Below are 21,514 nucleotides of genomic sequence, written 5' to 3' on the forward strand. Positions count from 1 at the left end.
GTTCCTCCAGAGCGGCGCGACGCCGCTCCTGCGCTCGAGGCGCGGAGGCTGGTGCGTTCAGAACCTCTCCTGGCAACACGACACAATCTGACGTTGGCTGACGTTTGCTGAGACCTCCTTCCCCTCGTCACGCCGTCGACGCCTCGGCGTCGACGAACCCCGACGACGTCAACGCATCCAGGCGCTTGAAATACGCGTCGCGCGCTTCGCCGTCCGTGTCAAACCAAATGCGCTGATGGCGAGGGTCCTCCTTGCCGCGCGCGCCCCACGACAGGTGCACGACGCGGTCGTCCAGCGAGACACGGTAGACCACCTCCGCGCCCGAGGCCTCGCGGCGCACGTAGGTGCGCGTCTCGGCGCGGATGAGCGCCCGCCCCTCGGCCGTCTTTCGCTGGGCGTCCCGCGCGGCGCGCTCGCGGGCGTAGGCGACGCGCAGCGCGATCATGTGCTCGCACGGCCCCTCCCGGAGGCCGCTCCGGCGGAACGTGGGGCAGCTGCACCACGCGTCCGAGACGCGGCCCTCGAGATCCACCGTGAACCGGGGAGAGAAGCCGCGGTGCGCCTCCCGGTCCGCGACCTCGCCGTGGATCTCCGTGCCCTCGCCGGCGACCTCGTGCACCTTGGTCGGCCGCACCGCGCCCGGGGCGGCGAGCAGGCGGTGGGCGGCGGCCTCGCGGGGCGAGCTGTAGCGGATCTCGCGCTCGTCGACCGGCTCGGCGAAGAGCTCGCGCGGGCGGTAGACGCGGCGCGCGACGTCGTAGAGCACGCGGCCGCGCAGGCACTCGAGCTGGAGCGCCGCGCGGGCGTCCTCGGCGCTCGCGCCGGCCGCGAGCGCCGCGAGCGGGAGCGGCCCGCGCTCGCGGAGCAGGGCGAGCTGCCTGCCGGCGAGCGCGTCGAGCGCGCCGCCGCCGCGCTCCCCGTCGCGGGGCATCAGGGCGTCGAACGAGGCGGCGCTGGCCCAGCTCGCGTCGGTCCAGCCCGTGAGCGCGACGGTCAGCGTCGCGCGGCCGAGATCGAGCACCCAGAAGACCGGCAGCCCGGGGCCCCGGAGCTCGGCGCGGGCGCTCCGCACGTACGGCAGGAGGCGCGAGAGCGCGAGCAGCCGCTGCCGGCCGAAGGTCCGGACCACGCGCGGCGGGCCCTCGTACGGCGGGCCGTGGCCCTCGAGGAGGATCTCCCACGGCTCGAGGATGAGGCGCGGCGGCTTGCCGGGGACGAGCTCGAAGCGCAGGCCGCGGGGCGGCTTCTTCGCCTTGCGCGTGCGGAGCACGAAGAGGGCGTTGTAGAGGTCGATCGGGGCGAGCTCGCACGAGACCGCGGGGAGCGTCGCCGCCGACTGCACCTGGAGGAAGCCGCGCAGCCACGTGGCCGGGACCTCGAGCGAGCGCTCGATCGGCGCCGGCGGCGCGGCCGGCGCGGCGCCGCCCGGGGCGCGGGACGCGCCGGCGTCGAGCTCCACCTTCGTGTAGACGCGCAGGCGATCGATCTGCTCGACGATGCGCGGCGAGAGATCGACGAACGCGGTGCCGTGGGCCGCCTCGCGGCCCTCGAAGAGATCGCTCGCGAAGGCGAGCCGGGCGTAGGCGCTCTCGTCGCGCGAGAAGACCTCGATCGCGACCTCGTCCGGGTGCACCGTGAGCACCGGATCGAGCGCGCCGGCGGGCTTGCGCGCGCCGGGGGAGCCGTCGCCCTGGCCCGCCGCGCCGCCGCCGAGGGCGCCCTCCAGGTACGCCTTCTGCGCCTCCCAGATCGCCGCGGTCGCCTTCTTGCCCTGCTTCATCAGGTAGGCGAGGTACGCGGTGCGATCGCGGCCCTTGTACCGGAGGTCGCTCTCCAGGAGCGTCGCCAGCGTGACCATCGCGTCGCGGAAGAGCGCCGCGTCGCGGACGGTGCCGCGCACGCCGACCGGGCCGCGGGCGCTGTCGAGGGAGAGGCGCACGCTCGACTGGAGCGGGGCGGCGGCGAGCTCGCTCGGCGCGGCGTACCGGAGGTGGATCGGACGGGCGAGGGCTGCGGTCATGCGTTGACTCCGTCGGGGGGCCCGGGCTCGGCGGGCGCGCGCGTGGTCGAAGCCCGCCGCGCGCGCTCGTTCGCGGCGCTGCGCTGCGCGCGGCGGTACGCCCGGTACGCGGCCTTGCGGACGGCGGCGTCGGGCGCCGCCGCCTTGTCGAACGCGAGCGCGGCCAGCGCCTCGAGCGCGCGCTCGCCGCCGGCGCGGCCGAGCGCCGCGATCGCGTCGAGGCGGGCCGCGGCGTCGCCGCCCTCGCCCCTGGCGAGCGCGACCAGCGGGGCGAGCGCGGCGGCGTCTCCGCGCGCGAGCATCGCCGGCAGCGCGAGGCGCCGGCCCGGCTCGCTCGCGGCGAGCGCCGAGAGCGCCGCGGGCGGGGCGGCGCGCGCCGTCGGGCCGAAGGCGACCGGATCGAACGGCCGCGCCGCCGCCGCGCGCGCGGCCGCGCCGTCCGGCGCGAGCGCGGCGAGCGCCGCCGCCGCGGAGGCGCGGACGCCGGCGTCCATGTCCACGAGGGCCGCCGCGAGGGCGTCCGCGGCGCCCGCGGGAGGCGCGCCGCCCGCGGCGGTCGCGAGCGCGGCGAGCGCGCGCGCGGCCTCGCGGCGGACCTCGCCGGGGGCGGCGCCGTCCGCGAGGAGCGCCGAGAGCGCGGGCGCCATCGCGGTCGCGCCGGCGCGCGCGCCGGCCCAGAGCAGCTCGCGCCACGCCGCGGCCTCGGCGTCGCGCGCGTCGCCGTGCGCGGCCGACCAGCGCTCCGCGGTGCGCCGCGCCGCGGCGGCGACGGCCGCGGCGAGGGCCTCTCGACCGCCGTCCACGGCGCCGGCGGCGATGAGCCGCGCGGCCTCCTGCCGCGCCGGGGCGCGGTCGTCCTCGAGCATGGCGCGGAGCGCGGCCGCCGGCAGCGACCCGCGGCGGAGCAGGCCCATGGCGAGGCGCCGCCGGAGCTCCTCGTCCTTGAGCGCCGCGAGCCGGGGCAGGAGCTCGGCCGGGTCGGCCTCCGCGGCGAGGTAGCTCGCCGCCGGGCTCGCGATGTCGTCGTGCTCGCTCGCGACCGCGAGGAGCTCGACGCGCGTCCGCTCGCCCGGGAAGAGCTTCTCCAGCGCCTTGCGCGCGGCCTTGCGGACCTCGGCGCTCCGCGCGTCGAGCGCGCGCGCGAGGGTGGGCTCGGCCGCGCGGTCGCCGAGCTCGCCGAGCTCGTTCACCGCGACGAGGCGGAGCCGGTCGGGCGTGTCGCCGGCCCGCGCGAGCTCCTCCAGGAGCACGCGGGCGCGCTCGCCGCCGATCCAGCGCACGCCCCGCGCCGCCGACTCGCGCAGGTCGACGGCGTCGGCGTGGAGCGCCTGCTCGACGCGCTCAGAGGCGCGCCGGCGGAGCTCGGCGCCCTCGAGCTTCGGGGCGATGCGGCCGAGCGCCTCGGTGGCGGCGGCCTGCATGGTCAGTTCGACCGGCGACTCCTTGGTGCCGCCGGCGGCCACCGCCTCGAGCTCGTCCAGCGCGCGGGCGTCGCCGAGCGTGCCGAGCGCGAGCAGCGCCCGCTCCCGCTCGCCGGGCTCGCCCGCGCGCACGACGAGCATGAGCGGCAGCAGCGCCGGCGCGAGGCCCCGCGCGGCCACCCCCTCGGCGGCCGGCAGCACGAGCTCGCGCGCGCCGGCGCGCAGCACCGCCTCGAGCGGGCCGGTGGGCGCGCCCTTGTCCTTCACGCGCTTCGCGTACGACGTGACCGCCGCGACGCGCGTGGGGAGGTCGCGGTCCGAGAAGAGCGGGACGAGGAGGTCGTTCTGCGCGGGGTCGTCGCCGAGATCGAGCTCGCGCGCCGCGGCGAGGCGGAGCGCCGGGTCCTTCGCGCGCGCGGCGGCGGCGAGGAACGCGACCGCGCGCGCCGCGTCGCGCTTGTCGCGCTCGCGCCCGCGGTCGACGATCTCGAGGCACGCCTTGAACGCGGCGCCCCGGACCTCGGAGGCCTCGTCCTCGAAGCGCGCCGCGAGGGCGGGGATCGCCTCCGGGTTGCGGGCGCTCCCGAGCGCGCGCGCCAGCGCGGCGCGGTCCGCCGGCGCGGCGGCCTCGTCCATGCGCGCCGCGAGGGCGCGCACCGCGGCGCCGCTCGCGAGCGCGACGAGCGCCTCGCGCGCGCGGGCGAGCGTCGTGCTCGCCGGCGGCGCCGCGCCCTCGCGCAGGAACGCCGCGAGCACGTCGACCGCGCGGTCGTCGCGGCGGCGGGCGAGGAGCTCCGCCGCGCGCAGGCGGAGATCGTCGTGGTCGCTCTCCATCGCGCGGCACAGGGCCGGCACGATGCGCGGATCGCTCGACGACGCGAGCCGCTCGAGCACGCCGAGGCGCAGGTCGGCGTGCTCGCTGCCGAGCGCGGCGAGCAGCGGCTCGAGGCTGCCCTTCGGGCAGAGCCGCTCGAGGAGCTCGAAGGCGTAGCGGCGCACGTCGGGGAGCGGCGAGCTCAGCGCGCGCGCGATCTCGGGCCGGGCGCCGTCGCCGCGCGCCGCGATCTCGTCGAGCGCGGTCCGCGCCACGTCGGCCGACGCCGACGCGAGCCCGAGCGCGAGCGGCTCGCCGGCCCCCTCCGGGAAGAGCGCCTTGAGCCCGGCGAACGCCGCCTTGCGGACGAGGTGGTGCGGGTCGTCGAGCGCCCGGACGAGCGGCGGGATCGCCGCCGTGCGGCTGACGTAGCCCTTCTGGCAGACGTCGACGATGCGATCGATGGCGTCGCGGCGGGTGCGGTGCGCCTCGTCGTCGCCCGGCGAGACCTGCCGGAGCAGCCCCATGTACGCGCCGAACGCGAGCCAGCGGAGCCGGCGCTGCTCGCCCTCCGGGACCGCGTCGCCGGCCGGCCGGTCGCCCTGCTTCTGCCCGGGCTGCGCGAGCTGCGCGAACAGGCGGCGCAGCCACCCCTTCGCGGGCCGCGTGTCGGTCTCCTCCGCGGCGCGCGGGGTCGTGTCCGCCGCGATGGGCGCGCCCGCCGGGCGCAGCGCGGCCACGCGCTTCGCCTCGCGGAAGTACTCGACCGGCTTGCGGCGGATGCGGAGCACCTGCGCGGCCGCGTACCGCTGCTCCGGGTTGTCGCTGGCGAGCGCCTCGGCGAGCCCGACGAGGATGCGGCCGCGCGCGACCTCGGGCGGCCAGTCCTTCATGCCGGCGGGCTTCTCGCCCTCGGCGGCGCCGTCGCGATCCCGGTCCGGCTGCGCCGCGGGGTCGGGGCGCGGGGGCATCAGCACCTCGATGAGGTGGGCGAGGTACGCCTCCAGATCGGTGCGCAGCTCCAGCGCGCGCGCCGCGGCGAAGCGCACGTCGGAGCGCTGCGACGAGAGCGCGCTCGTCAGGAGATCCGGCGGATCGCCGCGGCGGAAGGCCCGGAGGTCGCGCGCGAGCACGATCGCGAAGACGAGCTCCTGGACCTCGCGCGAGCTGTCCTCGAGGCCCTGCAGCATCCCGCCGTAGCCCTCGGGCCCGAGCGCCGCGAACGACATGATCGTCGCGACGCGGATGGGCGGGTGCTCGTGGCGCAGCGTGCCCGTGAGCACCGGCAGCGCCCGCACGTCGCCGAGCCGCGCCAGCCCGTCGGCGGCCCACGAGCGCACCGCGACGTCGGCGTGGCCCATGGCGTCGAGCAGGTAGCCCTCCTCGCCGCGGCGGGCGGCCATGGCGAGCCCGCGCGCCGCCTGCTCGCGCACGTCGGGGTAGTCGTCCTTGAGCAGCTCGGTGGCGAAGTACTTGACGAGCCGCGGCGCGCCGAGCGTCGCCAGCGTGGTCGCGGCGCGGGCGCGGAGCGGGCCGAGGATCTGGATCGGGAGCTCCTTGAACAGCGATTTGTCGGCGAGGAGCGCCCGCATGGGGCTTATCAGCTGCTCGTCGCGCCGCGCGGCGCAGAGCTCGGCCGCGCGCACCCGGAGGTCGAGGTGGCTCGACTGGAGGCCGATGTGGAGCGGCCCCGCCTCGCCGGGCAGGAGCTTGTCGAGCGCCTCGATCGCGGCGGTGCGCGGCCCCGCGTGGTCGTCCTCGAGCAGCCGGACGAGGGCGCTGCGGACGGCGTCGCTCACCGGCGCGCGCGCGGCCCCGCGGGCGCCGCTCTCGCGGACCGACGGGTGGATCGACGCCATCGCGGCGAGGTGCGGCTCCGCGGCGTCCTTGCCGCGCAGCTTGACGACCGCCTCGTACGCGGCCTGGGCCACCGCGTCGTCGCGGTCGCCGATCGCCGCCTTGAGCCGCTCGGCGGCCCACGGCTGCTCGCCGTGCGCCTTGAGCTCCTCGACGGCGCGCAGGCGCAGGTCGGGGAAGCGCGCGCGCTGGGCGCGGTCGAGCGCCGTCTGCGGATCCGCGGCGTGCCACGACCAGAGCGTCCGGAACGCCTCGCGGCGGACCTTGGGCGACTCGTCCTCGATCGCGTCGGCGAGCAGCGCCTCGGCCTCCGGGGGCCTCGGCCCCTTGCCCTCGCCGGCGATCGCCACCAGCCGGTCGAGCCCGCGGACGCGGATGTCCTCCTGCGACGAGCGGAGCGACGCCTCGGCCACGGCGAGCGGGGCCGACGGCTCGAGCCGCGCGTACGCGTCGAGCGCCGCGGCGCGCACCGCGCCGTCCGCGTCGTCGAGCATCCAGACGAGCCGCTTCTCGGCGCGCGTGTCCCGGAGCTCGGCGAGCGCGGTCGCCGCTTGCCGGCGCAGCGACGGGTCCTGCTCGCGCGTGAGCTGCAGCAGCGCGCCGAGGGCGCGCGTGTCGCCGAGCTGCGCGAGCCCGCGCGCGCCGCGCACCGCCGTGTCCGGCGTGCGGCACGCCATCGCGGTGAGCAGCGGCTCGAGGTCGGGCTCCGCGGGCCCTTCGCCCGGGCTCCCCACGCCGGGGATCCGGGCGCGCGCGGCCTTCAGGTCCGCGTCGTCGGGCGCCTTCGGCTTGGCCTTCGGGTCCGGCGCGGGCGGCTCGCCCTCGCCGTCGCGGGCGCGCCGCAGCACCTCGGCCGCGCGCCGGGCGATGTCGAGCGCGGCGCGGCCGAGGTCCTCGTCGCGCGCCTCGAGCGCGTGGGCGAGCGCCCGCCGCTCGATCACCTTCGCCGCGAACGCGATGCGGCGCACCTCGGCGTCCTCGTCGTCGAGCGCGCGCGCCGCGATCGGCGCGAACGCCGGGGCCGAGAGCCAGCCCTGGAGGGCGGCCCGGATGAGCGCCTCGACCCGGAGGTCGGCCGGGCCGCGCTCGAACGCGGCGCGGAGCGGCTCCGGGCCGCCCGGGTGGAGCTTCTCCAGCTGGTCGAGCGCCGTGAGCCGGACCGACGCGTCGCGGGCGGCGAGCTTGTCGGCGATGAGCCCCGGGATGAGCGGCGAGCTGCCGTGGAGCTTGCCGAGCTCGACGAGCGCCCGGCGCTGGACGTCCGCGGCGCGCGCCTCGAGCCCCGCGCGGAGCGGGGTGAGCGGCGCGTCGCGGTCGATCGCGCGGAGCGCCTCCAGCGCGGCCAGGCGGACGGCCGCGTGCTCGTCGTCGAGCGCCTCGCGGAGCTTCGCGCGCGCGCCGCGGCGCCCGCGCGCCCCGAGCTCGCGGGCGGCGAGCGCGCGCACCTCGGCGTCGCGGTCGGACCGGAGCGCGCGCGCCGCGGCCTCGAGCGCCTCGGGCTCGTCGAGCGCCGCGAGCGTCTTGACGGCGGCCTCGCGGGCCGGCCGCGCCCCGGAGAGCGCCTGGGCGAGGGCGTCGAAGCCGTGCGCGAGCTCCGCGGCGCCGTCGGCGAGCGCGCCCGCCGCGTCGATCGGGAAGCGCCACACCGTGCGCCGGTCTCCCGCGGCGAAGACGGCGCCGAGCCCGTCCTTCGCGTCCGCCGTACCGCGGCCGGACGCGCGCGACCCCTTGCGCGCGGCGGCGCCCTCGGCGGGCGCGAGCGCGAGCGCGTGGAGCGGCAGCGCGCTCGTCTCCAGCGTGCGCGGCTTGCGCCGGTCCTCGAGGCGGTGGACGCGGATCGCGCCGTCCGCGCCCGCGGACACCAGGCGATCGCCGGCCTCCTTGCCGTCGTCCTGCGGCGGCGGGGTGGGCAGGCACAGCAGCGCGCGGACCCCGCCCGCGTGCCCGGTCCCGTCCGCGCCGCGCACCTCGCACTCGACGTCGCCGACGAGGTACCAGAGCCGCACGGTGCCGTCGTCGCCGCCCGACGCGAGCCGCCCGTCGCGCGGCGTGAACGCGAGCGCCGCGACCGGCCCGTCGTGGCCGGGCATGTCGCGGCGGGCGCCGGTCGACAGGGTGATCACGCGGACGACGCCGTCGTCGCCCGCGGCCGCGACGAGCTCGCCGGCGGGGTCGAAGGCGACGGCGCGGAGCGGCGCCGCCGAGAGCGCGAACGCCGCGACCTCGGCCGCGGCCCCGGGCTGCGGGGCAGCGGACCCGTCGCCCCCGCCGAGGCGGAAGACGCGCAGCGCGCCGTCGGCGCCGACGGTCGCGAGGCGCGCGCCGCCCGGCGCCGCCGCGACCGCGGTGACGCCGCCCGGGTGCGCCTCTAGCGCCTGCGCCTCGGCCGCGCCGCCCGCGACGAGGCGCAGCGCGCCGTCGGAGCACGCCATGGCGAGCAGGTCGCCCGCGAACGCGAGGCCGAGCACGTGCGCCGGCACGTCGATCGAGCGCACCGGCTTGTTCGCCGCGTGATCGAACAGCGTCACCTGGCTCGCGCCGGCGGACGATCGCGCGGGCGACGTCCCGCCCGGCGCCGGCGCGCGCACCCCGCCGACGGCGAGGAGCCGCGGGCCGGCGGCGAGCGCGCGGACCTTCTCGTAGTGGCCGATCGTGTGGCTCATGCGCGCTCCTGTCCGGCGCTCGGCGCGGCGAGCCCCTCGATCTCGAGCCCCGGGTGCGCGCGCCGGAGCCGCATCAGCGCCGCCAGGCAGGCCTGCCACTCGCCCTTCGCGATCGACCCGGTGAACTCGGCGATGACCGGGGCGACGAGCGCCGCGAACGCCGCGTCCTCGACCGCGAGATCGCGCACGACCTCGATCACGTGCCGCTTGGCCTCGCTCGCGGAGAGGCGCCGCCGCGGGCCCGCGTCGTCACCCGGCTCCGGCGAGCGCCCCGCGGGGATGCCGGAGAGCACGTACCGCAGGAAGGCCCGGAGCGCCTCGACGTCCGCGAACCGGCCCGCGTCCTCTGGCGCTTCCGCCGCCGGGCGCGGCCCCTCTTCCTTTTCCTTCCCGCGCGCGTCCCCGGGCGCGGGGCGCGGCTGCCAGCCCGGCGGCAGATCGCGCGGCCGGTGCTTCTCCCAGAGCACCCGCACCGCGAAGAGGCGCACCTCGCGGTCGGCGCTCTGCATCAGCCAGCCGAGGCGCTCCGGGCCGCCGAGGCGCGCGTAGTGCTTCAGGATGAGCGACAGGCCGAGCTCGCGCGCGCTCTTCTTCAGGCTCTCCGTGAGCGCGAAGACCTGCGCCGGATCGAGCTCGTCGAGCGTGAGCGTCAGCGCCGGATCGGCCGACGGATCGCCGGCCTTGCGGAGCGCGTCGAAGGCGATGTTGCGCACCTCCTTCGCGTCGCTGTGGGCGAGCTCGTAGACGCGGGTCTGGTAGCCCCACGCCCGCAGCTCCGCGCGGGTGATCAGCGCGGCGAAGCGCCGGACGTCGTCCCGCTTGTCGGAGAGCGCGGGCCAGATCCGCTCGGCGGTGAAGGCCGAGCGCTTCAGCGCCGGCTTCAGATCGAGCTCCTTGGCCTCGCCCTGCTCGGGCCCGAGCGTCGGGTGGTGGCACCGCAGGTAGGTCTGCGCGAACGCGCGCATCGGCTCGGGCTCCTTCTCGCCGAGCGCGAGCGCGAACAGCCGCGCGGTGCCCGCCTCGCGGTCGCCGCGGCCGCCCGCGTCCTGCCCCGCGTCGAAGTCCTGCGGCTTCATGTGCGCGAGGAGGTACCGGCGCGCGAAGCCGTTCAGCGTGGGGTCGGCGCGCCGCGCGAGCGCGAGCAGCCAGGGCAGGGTGAGCTGCCGCGCGGTCACGATCTTCGGGTTGCCGAGCACCGAGAGCGCGACCGCGCGCGTCTCGGCGCTGAAGACGAGCCCCTTCAGGCGCTCCACGCCCTCGGCGGTCAGGTCGGGCAGGGCGTCGGCCTTCTCCAGCCAGGCCGCGACGGCGCGCCCGATGCGCTTGCGCGTGAGCGCGCCGAGCAGCCACGGCGTCCCGATCGCCGCGACCGGGTGCTTGCCGAGCGCGTCGAGCGCGATCTCCGTCGCGCGATCGTCGTCCTCGTGGCGCGGGTCGTCGAGCACGCGGATCCAGAAGGCCGGCCCGAGCTCCCCTGGCCGGTACTTCGCCTTGAGGTAGGCGGCGGCCCACCGCTTCTGCGCGCCCTCGCCGTAGATCATGTCGACGAGGAACGGCTCGGGCAGCTCGGCGCGGTCGAAGCTCTCGCCGAGCGCCTTGCCGGCCCAGGCCTCGGTCTCGCCGTGCTCGAGCAGCCGCCCGAGGAACGCGAAGCCGAGCGCGCGCGGGCTCCTGCCCTGGAGCGCCGACGCCGCGAACGCGCGCGTCTCCTTGTGCTCGGAGGCGAGCAGCGCGGCGAGCCGCTCCGGGTCGAGATCCGCCGCGTGCGCGCGGGCGTACTCGATCGCGAACGCGCGCGCCTTGGGGCTCGGCGAGCCGAGCAGCGCGAGCGCGGCGTCGTGCAGCCCGAGGCTCCGCAGCTTGCTCTGGTGGAGCTCCGGCGAGCCGAGCAGCGTCTCGATGAGGAAGTCGTGCGCGCTCGCGAGCGGCCGGGTCGCGAGGCGCGCGAGCCACGCGGGCGTGGCGGCGCTCCGCAGCGCGTCGGCGAAATCCTTCTTGAGCCCCTGGATCGCGAACCGCGCCGGGGGATCGGCCTGGCAGGTCGAGAGCAGGAGCATCAGCGGATCGGGCGATCGCCTCCACGCCTCGCCGAAGGCGCGGTGCTTCACCATGTCGCTCGGCGGGACGCCGCCGTGGAACGAGCGCCCGTCGTACTTGCCCGCGCCGTGCGCCCAGATGTGGTTCGCGACCCAGAGGTCGCGGAAGGCCGTGTCAGGCGTGTAGTGGCGGAGGACCTCGACCGCGAACTGCGGGTAGAGCTCGGGCGTGCTCCGGCCGAGCTCGCGCAGGAAGCGCCACGCGCGGCGGCGCATGTAGATCAGGGTGCCGCGGGAGACCTCGCGCCGCCCGCCGCGCGAGAGCTCGGCGTCGAAGCGGTAGGCGAGGGCGCCGAAGAGCTCCGCGTCGAGGCGCGCCTCGGCCAGCTTGTAGATGCGCTTGAGCCCGCCCCACGCGCCGAAGACGAGCGGCGCGCTCTTCGCGACGTCGCAGAGCGCGCTGCGCCCGGCGTCGGTGCCCTCCTCGTAGATGCGGACGAGCAGATCGGCGAGCTCGAGCCGCGGCGGCGGCGCGGCGTCGACCTGCGCGAGGAAGCGCCGCCACGCGTCGGTCGCCTGCTCGCGCCGCTGCTCGGGGGTGCTCCTGCCCTGCGCGACCGAGAGCAGCTGCAGGAACGCCGCGAAGGTGAGCGCGCCCTCGCGGGGCGGCGCCTCCGGCGCGGGATCCGGCTGCTCGAGGTAGGCCTCGAGGATCTCGGCCAGGGCGGGCGAGCCGCTCGCGGCGAGCTGCTTGACGTTCGCGATGTCGATCGGGTTCGGTGAGCTCGCCAAGGCGCCTCCCGCGGCGGGATGGCCTGAGAGAATCGCGAGCCCTGGGGATCAGGTCAAGCGGAGTCGACTCACGCGGCGCGCATCCGGGCGATGCGCCGCGCGACGTGCGGGTCGCTGCCCGCGTCGAGGCCCGCGAGGTACTCCACGAGCTTTCGCCCGCGCTGGGCGAGGTGCGCCTCGAGGTAGGGCGAGAGCGCCTTCCAGCGGAGCGCCCAGCCTACCTCGGCGCTCATCGAGCCGTGGTGCGGCCGGTCGACGAGCAGCGCGCCGAGCCGGAGGCCGAGCTCCGGGTCGCCGAGCTCCTCGAGCTGGCGCCCGAGGACGGCGAGCGCGCCGGCGGCCGGCGAGGTCGCGGGCGGCGCCTTCCAGGTGTCGCGCACGGCGCGCGCGAAGGCGGCGGCGTCGAGCTCCGAGAGCAGCTCGATCGCGCGGACGAGCGGCAGCCGATCGGCCGCGCTCGGCGCGACGACGCGGGCCATGAGCGCGTCCACGGCGGCCGACAGCGCCGCGTCGGTCGCGGGGTCGACCCCGCCGAGCGGCTCGAGCGCGCGGCGGGCGCGGCGGACGGCGCGCCCGAGGGCCCAGCTGCGCCGGCCGCGCGCGGCCGCGAGCGCGGAGAGCGCGTGGACGGCGGCCCTCCGCTGCGCCTCGGTGGCCTCGCCGGGCCGCACGCGCGGCGGCAGATCGAGCTTCGCCGGCGGCGGGGCGGCCTTGTCGCCGCTCGGCGCCGGGGCGCTGCCGGCGGGCGCGCCGCCCGCGGGTGCGGCGACCTCCTGGTAGCCCTCGCGGAGCTTCTCCGCGATCTTCTTGTCGCACTCGCGCGCCGCGGCCTCCGCGGTGGGAAACGCCTTCTCCTTGCGCTGCCCGGCGGTGCCCAGCCGGCCGTAGACGACGACGAACGTCGTGTCGTCCACGTCGGCCATCCAGAACTTGGCGCTCGTCCCCTGCACGAACTCGAACCGGCGCATGGAGGCGAGGATACCATGAAACTGTAGCGGCACACCTGGACCGTGATTGAACTTCGGCAATTGATCTCCGTTCATCCTTGCGCATGATGAGGACTCATGGCCCGCACAGCCCCGATTCCGAACATTCCTGCCATCCCCGGCATGAACCCGGGTGTCTTCATCATGGGAGGCGGAGGCGACGGCGGCGGCGGCTCCGGCCGCGGCGGAGGCGGCGGCGCGGGTCGGCAGCGGGCCGGCGGGAGGAATGGCGGCGCCAGCGCGAACGGCGGCGGCCGTGACGCGCGCTCCTGCGGACCTGGCAGCGGCGGCGGCTGCATGAATCCGGCGCACGGCAGGGGAATTGGCACACATGCCGGCGATCCGGTCGATCCGACGACGGGACGTGTCTACACGCTCCCCCAAGTCGACATGGCGCTCCTCGGACCGCTCGCGCTCGGGATCGAGAGGGCCTACTCCTCGTTCGATGCAGACGATCGTGGCCTCGGGTACGGCTGGAGTCACTCCCTTGATTGGGAGATTGAGCTTCGGCGCCAAACTTTCGTTCTCCGGAGGCCGCACGGCGCGCACGAGCGCCACGCGCTGCCCGCCATCGGCGAGACGAGCACGCTTCTCGATGGGACCAGCCTCCGCCGCGACTCGAGGGGGATTGTGCTGGCGGTCGAGCATCTCGTCTACCTGTTTGCTCCCACACCGGAGACGGCGAGCCGCTATCGTCTCGTGGCCATCACCGACCATGCCCGCAATCGCATCGAGCTCCGGTACGACGCAGGACGGCTGGCGCGGATCATCGACAGCGCTGGACGCGTCGTCACTGTGCAACGCTTCCCGGACGGGCACATCTCGCGCTTCGAGATGCGCACCTCTCGCGGCCGTACAGTCTGGTACCGACGTTACGAGTACGATGGCAAGGGTGACCTCGTCGCCGCGTTAGACGCCGAGGGGCGCCGGATCGAGATGCGCTACGAGGAGCACCGGCTGGTCGAGCAGCGATACCCATCCGGACTGACGGCTCACTTCGTTTACGATCAGCAGGGGCGCTGTGTCGAGACCTGGTGCGACTACGGCGGCGCGCCCGATCCTGCGCTCGCCGCGGACGTCCCGGAGCTCCTGGCCAACGGAGTGACACCCGCGAAGGGCATGCTGCACTGTCGGCTCGAATACGGGCCAGATTTCGTTATGGTGCACGACTCCCGTGCGGGGCGTCGATTTGATCTGAGTGAGGACGGGCGTCTCGAGCGCGTCGCAGGTAAATGGGTGGAAACATTGAAGCGCGACGCCGCAGGCCGCATTCTCTTGTACGAGGATCCGGTCGGATCTCCGACGCGGTTTGAGCGCGATGCAGATGGAAGGGTGATCGCGCTGAGTGAGCCCGACGGCGCCCGCTTCGAGTACCGCTACGACAGCAAGGGAATCCTGTCCGCTACGGTAGACGCCCTCGCCCTCGCGGTCGAGTACGATCGCGACGAAGCGGGCAACCTGCTGGCCGCGCGAGACGCAGTGGGGATGCTCCTTAGCTGCACCTACAACGCTCGCGGCTTGCGTACGTCGGCTGAAACGCCGGACGGCGCAGTGACTCGCTTCACTTATGATACCGAGGCAAACCTGGTCGAGGTGATCGAGCCGAACGGGCGCGCACGCCGAATCGAGTACGACGATGTCGGACGCATTGTGAGGCTCTTCGATGAAGAGGGATACCAGACACGTTATCATTATGACGCTTGCGGGGAGCTGTGTACGGTTCAGCTCGCGAACGGCGCGGCCGCCTGGTTTGATCGCGATGCGGATGGCCGACTCGCGCGATACAGGAGCCCGGACGGCGCGGCGTACGAATTTGCGTGGGCGGGTTACGATCTCGTTCACGAGCTGCGCTTCCCGACCGGTGAGGTGGTGCGCTTTCGCTATGACCGTGAGGGACAGCTCGTCGAGGTCGTCGGCGCGGATGGCGAGGTGGCCCGCTATGAGCGTGACATCGCCGGGCGGGTGGTCCGCGAGCGCCGGTTCGACGGGCGGACCTACGAGTATGTTCTTGATGCGACGGGCCAGCTAGCCTCTTATCGGAATGGCGCAGGGGAGCGGACGAGCTTTGAGCGCGACCCGTCCGGGCGCGTCTCGCGCCGCACTTACGCGGACGAGTCCTTCGACGCATTCGAGTACGATCCAAACGGGCGCTTGGCGCGGATGGATACAGAGGCGACTGTCTGCGAATTCGTCTACGACGCTCGGGGTGGACTGGTACGCGAGACGCAGGCGCACGACCGTATCAGAATCGTCGTCGAGTCGACGTATGACGCGGCTGGGCGTCGCTCCAGCTTGCGCACTTCCGCCGGTCCCGCGGTGCGGCTCGAGCGTGATGCGATGGGTCTTGTGCGTCGAGTCGTGCTGGACGATGGTGCAATGGTGGCTCGCGCCTTCGACGGCCTCGGCCGCGAGATCCTGCGCGAACTGCCCGATGGTGGCCAGCTGCACTGCCGCTACGATGGGCTGGGCGCCTTGCTCGAGCGTCACGTCGTCTCCAATCGGGCTTCGTCAGTCTCCGGACCGGCATGGACCGGCCCGCTTGCGCCTGGGCTCCTCTTCACCGAGGGCTTCGTGCCCTCTCTCTCGGGTAGCATCCATGAGCACGTGGACTCCAGCGGGTTGCGTACGCTGTACGAACTCGATCCCATGGGACGCGTGGTCGGCCTCGCGTCGAGCGACGGCCATCGGGAAGAGTATGCGTTCGCGCCTGGCGGGCGTCTCCATGAACGCGGACCGAATGCGCGGTTGCGCACATACGCAGAAGGTGGCAAGATACTATCCTGCGGAGATTCGAATTACCTTTACGACGACGAGGCGCGGCGATCCGAGCGCCGCGAGGGTAATCGAACACGGGAGCGCTACACGTACGGAGCCCGGGGCCTGCTGTGCGCCATCGAGCTGGAAGACGGCGCCCATGTGGAGAACCTCTACGATGCCTCCTCGCGGCGTCTCCGCAAGACGGTCCGGCGTCCGGACGGGAGCGTGCGCGAGACCATCTTCATCTGGAGCGAGGATGAGCTGATCGGCGAGTACACCGACGAGCACCGCGACGGCTCGCGTCGCCGTGTCGTGGAGCGGTGGTACGTCCTCGACGATAGCCGCGGCGAGCCGCTGCTGCATATAGAGATGGAGGGTGGGGATCCTGCGACGCGGAGGGTGGTCCATTACGCGCTCGGGCCCGGGGACTTTCCGACGCTTCTCGTCGGCAACGACGGCGCGGTCCTCGCGCGTCTGCGACCCGCGCTGTGGGGTCGCGTCGCTCGCCATGAGCGGGCCGCCGCGTGGACCCCGCTCCGCTTTCTAGGCCAGTACGAAGACGAGGAAACCGGGTTGTTTTACAACCGGCATCGCTTCTACGATCCAGATGTCGGGCTCTATGTGAGCGCCGACCCGGTCGGCCTGGCGGGCGGTCTGCATGCTTTCGAGTACGCTCGTGGGGAACCCGCGCGGAACGTTGATCCGCTCGGCCTTACGCCGATGCGCTCCGTGATCCAGGGCGCAGGGATCACGCGGCAAGGGCTGAGCCAAACGGGTCGGACGTCCCCGCCTCGGATCCACCCCATCGTGGAGCAGGCAATGCCGTCCAGCGTCGTTGTGAACGGCGAGACCGTGTACCCCGCGGGGGCGAGGCCGCCAGAGACCTGCGCCGAGCCGGTGGCGCTCAGTAATTACATCCGGGAATGGGAGCGGCGGAACAACGGAGGCCGCCCGCTCGATCCCGACAACCCACGTGACGCTGCGCAGATCCGTCGCTGCCTTCGCAACATCCGGAGCATGCGAGCTACCGACGACGGCAACAGCGACGAGCTTCGCGCTCCGTGTCCGAACTGCAGCCAGCTCATCCAGAACCTCCAGGCGCGCTGGGGTGGGCCGCGCTCGCGGGCAGTCCAGCGTGGCGCGAGTCGCCCGAACGGAGGGGACCGCGTGCGATTTACTCCTCCAGATCCACGCTGGGCTGCGGAGATGGGGCTCTGAGGGCGCCTGCTGCACCTGGCAAACGCCTGAGTTGTGTGCGATCGATACGCCATGTACGAGCTGCTCTCTCCGCGGGCCATCCAGATGTTTTCACGTCTAGGCTTCCGCAGCGATCCTGCATGGACGGTGGCCCCCGAGACGCTGCGGGGCATGCTCGAGCGGCACGGATTGCCGGTCTATGACGTCGCGCTCGAGGCGGAAGCGCTCGTTGGCGGCTACGGCCTGCCCGACGGTGCGTGGAGACTGGGCGTCTATGCAGGGCTCGCGCGCTTCGACGGCTCCGTTCGCTGGACACGCAAGGGGCTTCCGCACGCAGAAGGTCGCCCCCTGCTGCCTGTGAGTGCCCCGGCGCCAGCGCGAGGCTGGACGACGTGCATCGACGAGCAAGGAGCCCTCTACCTCGCCATGGAGGAGGTGCCGACGGCCCCTGCTTACGATCGACTGGCGCAGTTTCTGGAGATCCTCGCCCTCGAGCTGGACGCGGCGGCCGAGGGCGACGCGAAGCGCCATTTCGTGGCCTCCGAGGTGCGCATGCCGGGGCTCGCGCAGCGGCTTGGCCTCGACGCCGCGGAGGCGGCGAGCGGAGCCTTCATCCGGACGTGGAGCGGCGAGGGGGCTCACCTCTTCGAGCGCGACACCCCCGGCTACCACCCGGGCACACGCTTGGCCACGCGGAGCGCACCTCTCGCGGCGGACGCGTTCCTGGCGCTCTCCGCCGCAGGCGCCGAGGTCCGCTGGAGCGGGCCGGCCCCGACGCGCGCGCCTGCCGGGGCGCTGCTCGCGACGTCGCGGTCACGCCTCGGTCACGGCAACGTGCGTGAGGTCTCGGTGTGGGGTCCGCCGACGGCCCCTTGCATCGCGGCGCGGAGGGTGGGCGAGCCGTGGCCATGGGAGCAGGACAGACGGGGGAGCCCCGCCGTGGCCTCCGCGTCGCAATCGCCTGCGCCGAAGCGCGGCGGCAAAGGAAAGCGCCGTTGATGAGCGCGCTGTCCCTACGACGAGCACGGCCGCCTCGTGGCGGACAGGAAGCAAGGGCGGGTCGACCCGTGCGAGCGATGTGGCAGCATGTTCCGGTCGCTCGGCATCACCGACTCGGTCGTGGGCGCCAAGGGCAGGCGCGGAGAGTTCGGCGTTTACAGCAAGGGCGGCGGCAAGAAGAGGCGGCGATGACCGGGGTACGCGACGGCAGCGCCGAGTCCCTCGGCGCCGCGTTACTGGACGCCGCCGAGGCATCGCTCGGTGCCCCGCTGCCTGCGCTTGCAGCCCTCCTGGGCGCCCTCGCCTGGCCGGTCCGGTGGTCCGCAGGCCAGGCGCGGGCGCGGCGGGCGCTCGCAGCGTGGTTGGTCGATGAGGACACGCGACGCTGCGTGCTCCACGGCCCGGCGGGCGTGGGCAAGACGCTGCTCTGCGCCGCGCTCGCGGCCGACGCACGCCTGGACGCGGTCACGCCGGTGTTCGTGCCCGCGGGCCGCGCCCAGGGCCTCGCGCTTTGCCACCCGGTGCTCGCGCTGCTCGACGCCATGATGCGCGGAGCGGAGGGCCCGCCTGCGCCCGCCGACACGGCGCGGCTACGCCGGTCCGTCGCGCGGCGGATCTCGAGCGGGCGCGATGAGGACGAGCCGTCCTGGCTCCTCCTGCTCGACGGGCTCGATCAGGTGGTCCTCACGCCGGGGGAGCCCGATTTGGGCGTGATGGAGGACGTGGGCGAGCGGACCCGCGTGCTGGTCTCGGTGACCGGCGGACTCGACGACGCCCGCGCGTGGTGCGCGCGGCTCGGGGGGAGCGAGGAGGAGACCGCGTTCGTGGAGGTCGGGGCGTGGACGCTCGCGGAGGCGGAGGAACTCGGTGTGGCGCCGGAAGCCCGTTGGGCGGCGGCAGACGAGGCAGGGCCGGGTGGGCGCGTCGCGGCGGTGCGACGGGCGCTGCGGCGCAGGTGCGACGGCGCGCACGCCGACGTGGCGCTCGCGGCGCTCGCACGGCTGCTCGCGCCCGCCGAGGCCGAGGCGCTCGGCCTGATCGCCGGTGAAGATGCTGTCCGGGCGCTTGACGCAGCACGGGAGGACCTCGCCGGCACGGTGAGGTGGATCCCAGGCGAGCGCCGCGCGGCCTTCTCGCAGGAGGCTCTGAGGGCCGCGTGGGAGCGACAGACAGCCGCAGAGGGCGTGCTGGTCCAAGCGCGCATCCTCGATCTGTCCCGCGCGGCGCTCGGGGCTGCAGGCGCAGCCCCGGCTTACCTGCGCGCGCACGCGGCCGCTCACCTGACGCTGGCCGGCGCCGGCGAAGAGGACCTGCGGCGCATCGCCCATCCCGCGTGGGCGATCGTGACGTCGGCGGCGCGCGCGCCGGAGGTGCTCGCGGACCTGCGTCGCGCGCGGCTTTCGCTGGAGCGCAGCGTGGAGCAGGCTGCGGCCGCAGGAGGATCGCCGCACCGCGTGGCGACGGCGCTCGGGGCTATCGCGCGGTGCGCGATGGCCACCGCGGTGGCGGAGGAGCGCGTCGCGGAGGCGCGCTGGGCGCCGGCTCCGCTGCTCGCCGACGAGGGGGAGCGTGCCGGCTTCGACGCGGCCCGCGCGGCGGCGCTCTGCTGCCTCTCACAGCGTGCCTCGGGCGAGGTGGGCGATGGGCTTGCGGCGGCGGCGCTCGACCTCGCAGAGCGCGTGGTGTCTACGGCGCCGCTCCTGAGCCCGGTGGCTGCGGCGCATGAGCTGGCTCCGGCCGCCCGGGAGGCTGCCGCTCGCGGGCGACCGGAGCTCGCGCGCGCCGCGCTGGAGGTGCTCCGTCGGCATGAGGGCGCCGCCGAGCGCGAGGACGCCGAGCTGCTGCGCCGCGATCAGCTGATCTTGCTCGGCTCCGCGCTGCCGGCGCCGGAGGTACCGGCGTGGGTCGAAGGCGTCGTGGCGCGAGCCCGGCGCGGAGGCTCGCCGGCGAGCGCGCTCGCGCGGCTGGTCGGCGACGAGGGGCTCGCGCCGGAAATCGCGCTGGCGCTGCGCCACGGCCTGGAAGCCGCTTCGCTGGAGGAACGGTGTGCGCTCCTGGCGCGGCTGATCCCGTGGCTGCCTGCGCCGGAGCGCGACGCCGCCATCGCCGAGGCGCTCGATGGCTGGAGGCGCTCGATGGCGGACGCGGACGGGGTGTCGCCGTTCGACCCCGCGTCGCAGGATGTCCTCTCCTCATGGCTGCCAGAACCGGCGGCGCTGGCGATGCTGGAGGACGTGCCGATCTGGCCGGTGGGGGCGCTCGCGGCGAGGTTCGCTGCGCTGGGCCACACCGATCGAGCTCGGGCGCTGGTCATGCGGTGGATGGGGTCGCCTGCGTACCACGCGCCGGCGCTGCTGCGGGTGGCCGCGGCTGCGCCTCCTGAGGCGCGCGCTTCGCTGCGAGCGGAGCTACTCTCGCTCGTCGGCGAGCTGTCGGGCTCGCAACGGGCGACGTTGGTCCGGGAGCAGCCTGTTGCGTCGGCGGCCGTGCTCGGCGCCGAGGTGACGCTCGCGGCCGCGGAGGCCGGCGCCGACGAGTTCGGGGCCTACGGCGCGCTCGCAGCGCTCGCCGCGGTGGCGCCGCAGCTCCCGGAGCCGTTACGCCTCCGGGCAGCACGGCGGGCCGCGGAGCTCTACCGGGACGATCCGGACAGCGATGCGCTCGCGCACGTGGTGAGCCTCGCCCCGTGGCTGGTACCCGCGGAGGCGGCGCGGCTGGTCGCGAACACTCTGGGCGATGTCGCGCCGCGAAACACCGTGGTCAGCGTTCTATGCGGCTGGGGGGGCATCGCGCAGCTCGCGCCGCTGCTTGCGCGCGCGGGCGGCGACGAGGCGTTGCTCGCGGCCGCCGGCGAGGTGCAGGCCGCCCTCGGGTGAGGCGGCGTGCGGCGGTCCCGCGTGCGCCTCAGGAGAGCGACGGCGGAGCCGGCCGGCGCATCCGTACGAACGGCGCCACCACCAGCGACAGGAAACGCAGATCGAGCTGGCGCTCCCCTGCACGAACTCGAACCGGCGCATGGAGGCGAACCTATCACGCCCTCTCGCGCTCGTGGGCCGCCGCGCCCGGAGGCGCCGGCGCGACGTCGAACTCGATGTCTCCGTCGGCCAGCGTGAAGGTGGCATAGGCGAAGTCCCCGCCGGGGAGGTGCCATAGCGCCGTCCCGCCGCGCGCCACCGGCCTGCCGTCCACGATCATCCACCCCGCGACGGGCGTCGACCAGCGCGCTCGCACCATGTCCCCCGGATGGTCGGGGTCACTCACGTAGCGGTCGGTGGTGCTGAAGTCCGTGACCGCGCCGCGCTCGTCGACGAACACGCGCGCCGCGACGGTCCTCCCGTGATCGGTGAGCGCCACGTCGAAGGCGCCGTCGTCGACCGCCGTCCACGTCGCCTCGGGGCCGAGCACCATCGACGGCGCGAACAGGATGGCGTCGTTCAGGTAGGTGACGAGCTCGCCGGTGTCGATCTTGGCGCTGGCCTCGTCGACCACGCTGATGGTGTCGAGCATGCGCCCGAGCATCCGGCCCTCGCCGCGCACGTAGGTGTCGCGCACGAGCAGCGGCATGAGGCCGTAGCGCAGCCGCATGTGGAAGATGCGCGCGATCCCGAGCCGCGTATCGTACTGCCACGCCTCGCACGCCTTCCACGGCTGGTCCGGCCGCGTGCGGAACACGCCGGTCCACCGCGCGCGGAACGACCACACGCGCGGCCGGCCGACGACCCGCATGAAGCGCAGGTAGCGCTGCGCCGTCGCGGGGAGCGTGGCGAGCTCGGCCTCGGTGACGCGCGCGCGCGGCCCCGGATCGCCCGCGAGGCCGGCTTCTGCGACCTCGCGGAGGAACTTCGCGCGCATGCTGCGCGAAGGCGCAAGGCCTGCGGTCGATGGGCTGCTGGACGTACGTTCGTTTTCCACGGAGGGCCTCCTCGGGGGGCGTCCGAGCAGGACCCGTGCCGCTCGCGAGCCCGCGCGGTC

General features: G+C 75.1%; 8 protein-coding genes. 3 read left to right on the forward strand and 5 right to left on the reverse strand.

Annotated elements, in window-relative coordinates; genetic code table 11:
* Positions 1–127: 127 nt before the first annotated feature.
* From WME98_RS35905 to WME98_RS35920, 4 genes are all read right to left on the reverse strand, one after another.
* Positions 128–2,020, reverse strand: a complete 1,893-nt coding sequence (locus WME98_RS35905) for an SWIM zinc finger family protein (protein ID WP_437946133.1) — start codon at positions 2,018–2,020, stop codon at positions 128–130.
* Positions 2,017–8,775 carry a HEAT repeat domain-containing protein gene (locus WME98_RS35910; RefSeq protein ID WP_437946135.1) on the reverse strand — a complete coding sequence of 2,253 codons (6,759 nt, stop codon included), beginning with the start codon at positions 8,773–8,775 and terminating at the stop codon, positions 2,017–2,019. Before WME98_RS35910 ends, WME98_RS35905 begins: the two co-directional genes overlap by 4 nt.
* Positions 8,772–11,603, reverse strand: coding sequence for a hypothetical protein (locus WME98_RS35915; protein WP_437946136.1), 2,832 nt, complete (start codon positions 11,601–11,603; stop codon positions 8,772–8,774). The genes WME98_RS35910 and WME98_RS35915 overlap by 4 nt, the downstream gene beginning before the upstream one ends.
* A 68-nt stretch (positions 11,604–11,671) precedes the next feature.
* Positions 11,672–12,571, reverse strand: coding sequence for a WGR domain-containing protein (locus WME98_RS35920; protein WP_437946138.1), 900 nt, complete (start codon positions 12,569–12,571; stop codon positions 11,672–11,674).
* Between the two features lie 96 nt (positions 12,572–12,667).
* On the opposite strand from WME98_RS35920, the gene WME98_RS35925 reads away from it, so the two are divergent.
* The 3 genes from WME98_RS35925 (at position 12,668) to WME98_RS35935 (ending at position 20,418) form a co-directional block, all read left to right on the forward strand.
* Entirely contained in the window at positions 12,668–16,564 is a 3,897-nt protein-coding gene (locus WME98_RS35925; RefSeq protein WP_437946139.1) for an RHS repeat-associated core domain-containing protein, read from the forward strand.
* A gap of 51 nt (positions 16,565–16,615) precedes the next feature.
* Entirely contained in the window at positions 16,616–17,542 is a 927-nt protein-coding gene (locus WME98_RS35930) for a hypothetical protein (RefSeq protein WP_437946141.1), read from the forward strand.
* 77 nt (positions 17,543–17,619) lie between these two features.
* Positions 17,620–20,418 carry a hypothetical protein gene (locus tag WME98_RS35935; RefSeq protein ID WP_437946142.1) on the forward strand — a complete coding sequence of 933 codons (2,799 nt, stop codon included), beginning with the start codon at positions 17,620–17,622 and terminating at the stop codon, positions 20,416–20,418.
* A gap of 154 nt (positions 20,419–20,572) precedes the next feature.
* Here WME98_RS35935 and WME98_RS35940 read toward each other — a convergent pair whose 3' ends face one another.
* Positions 20,573–21,454: a DUF6544 family protein gene (locus tag WME98_RS35940; RefSeq protein ID WP_437946144.1), complete on the reverse strand. Its 882-nt coding sequence runs from the start codon at positions 21,452–21,454 to the stop codon at positions 20,573–20,575.
* Positions 21,455–21,514: the final 60 nt, after the last annotated feature.

It is taken from the genome of Sorangium sp. So ce296 (genome assembly GCF_051529605.1).
Taxonomy (GTDB): domain Bacteria; phylum Myxococcota_A; class Polyangia; order Polyangiales; family Polyangiaceae; genus Sorangium; species Sorangium cellulosum_D.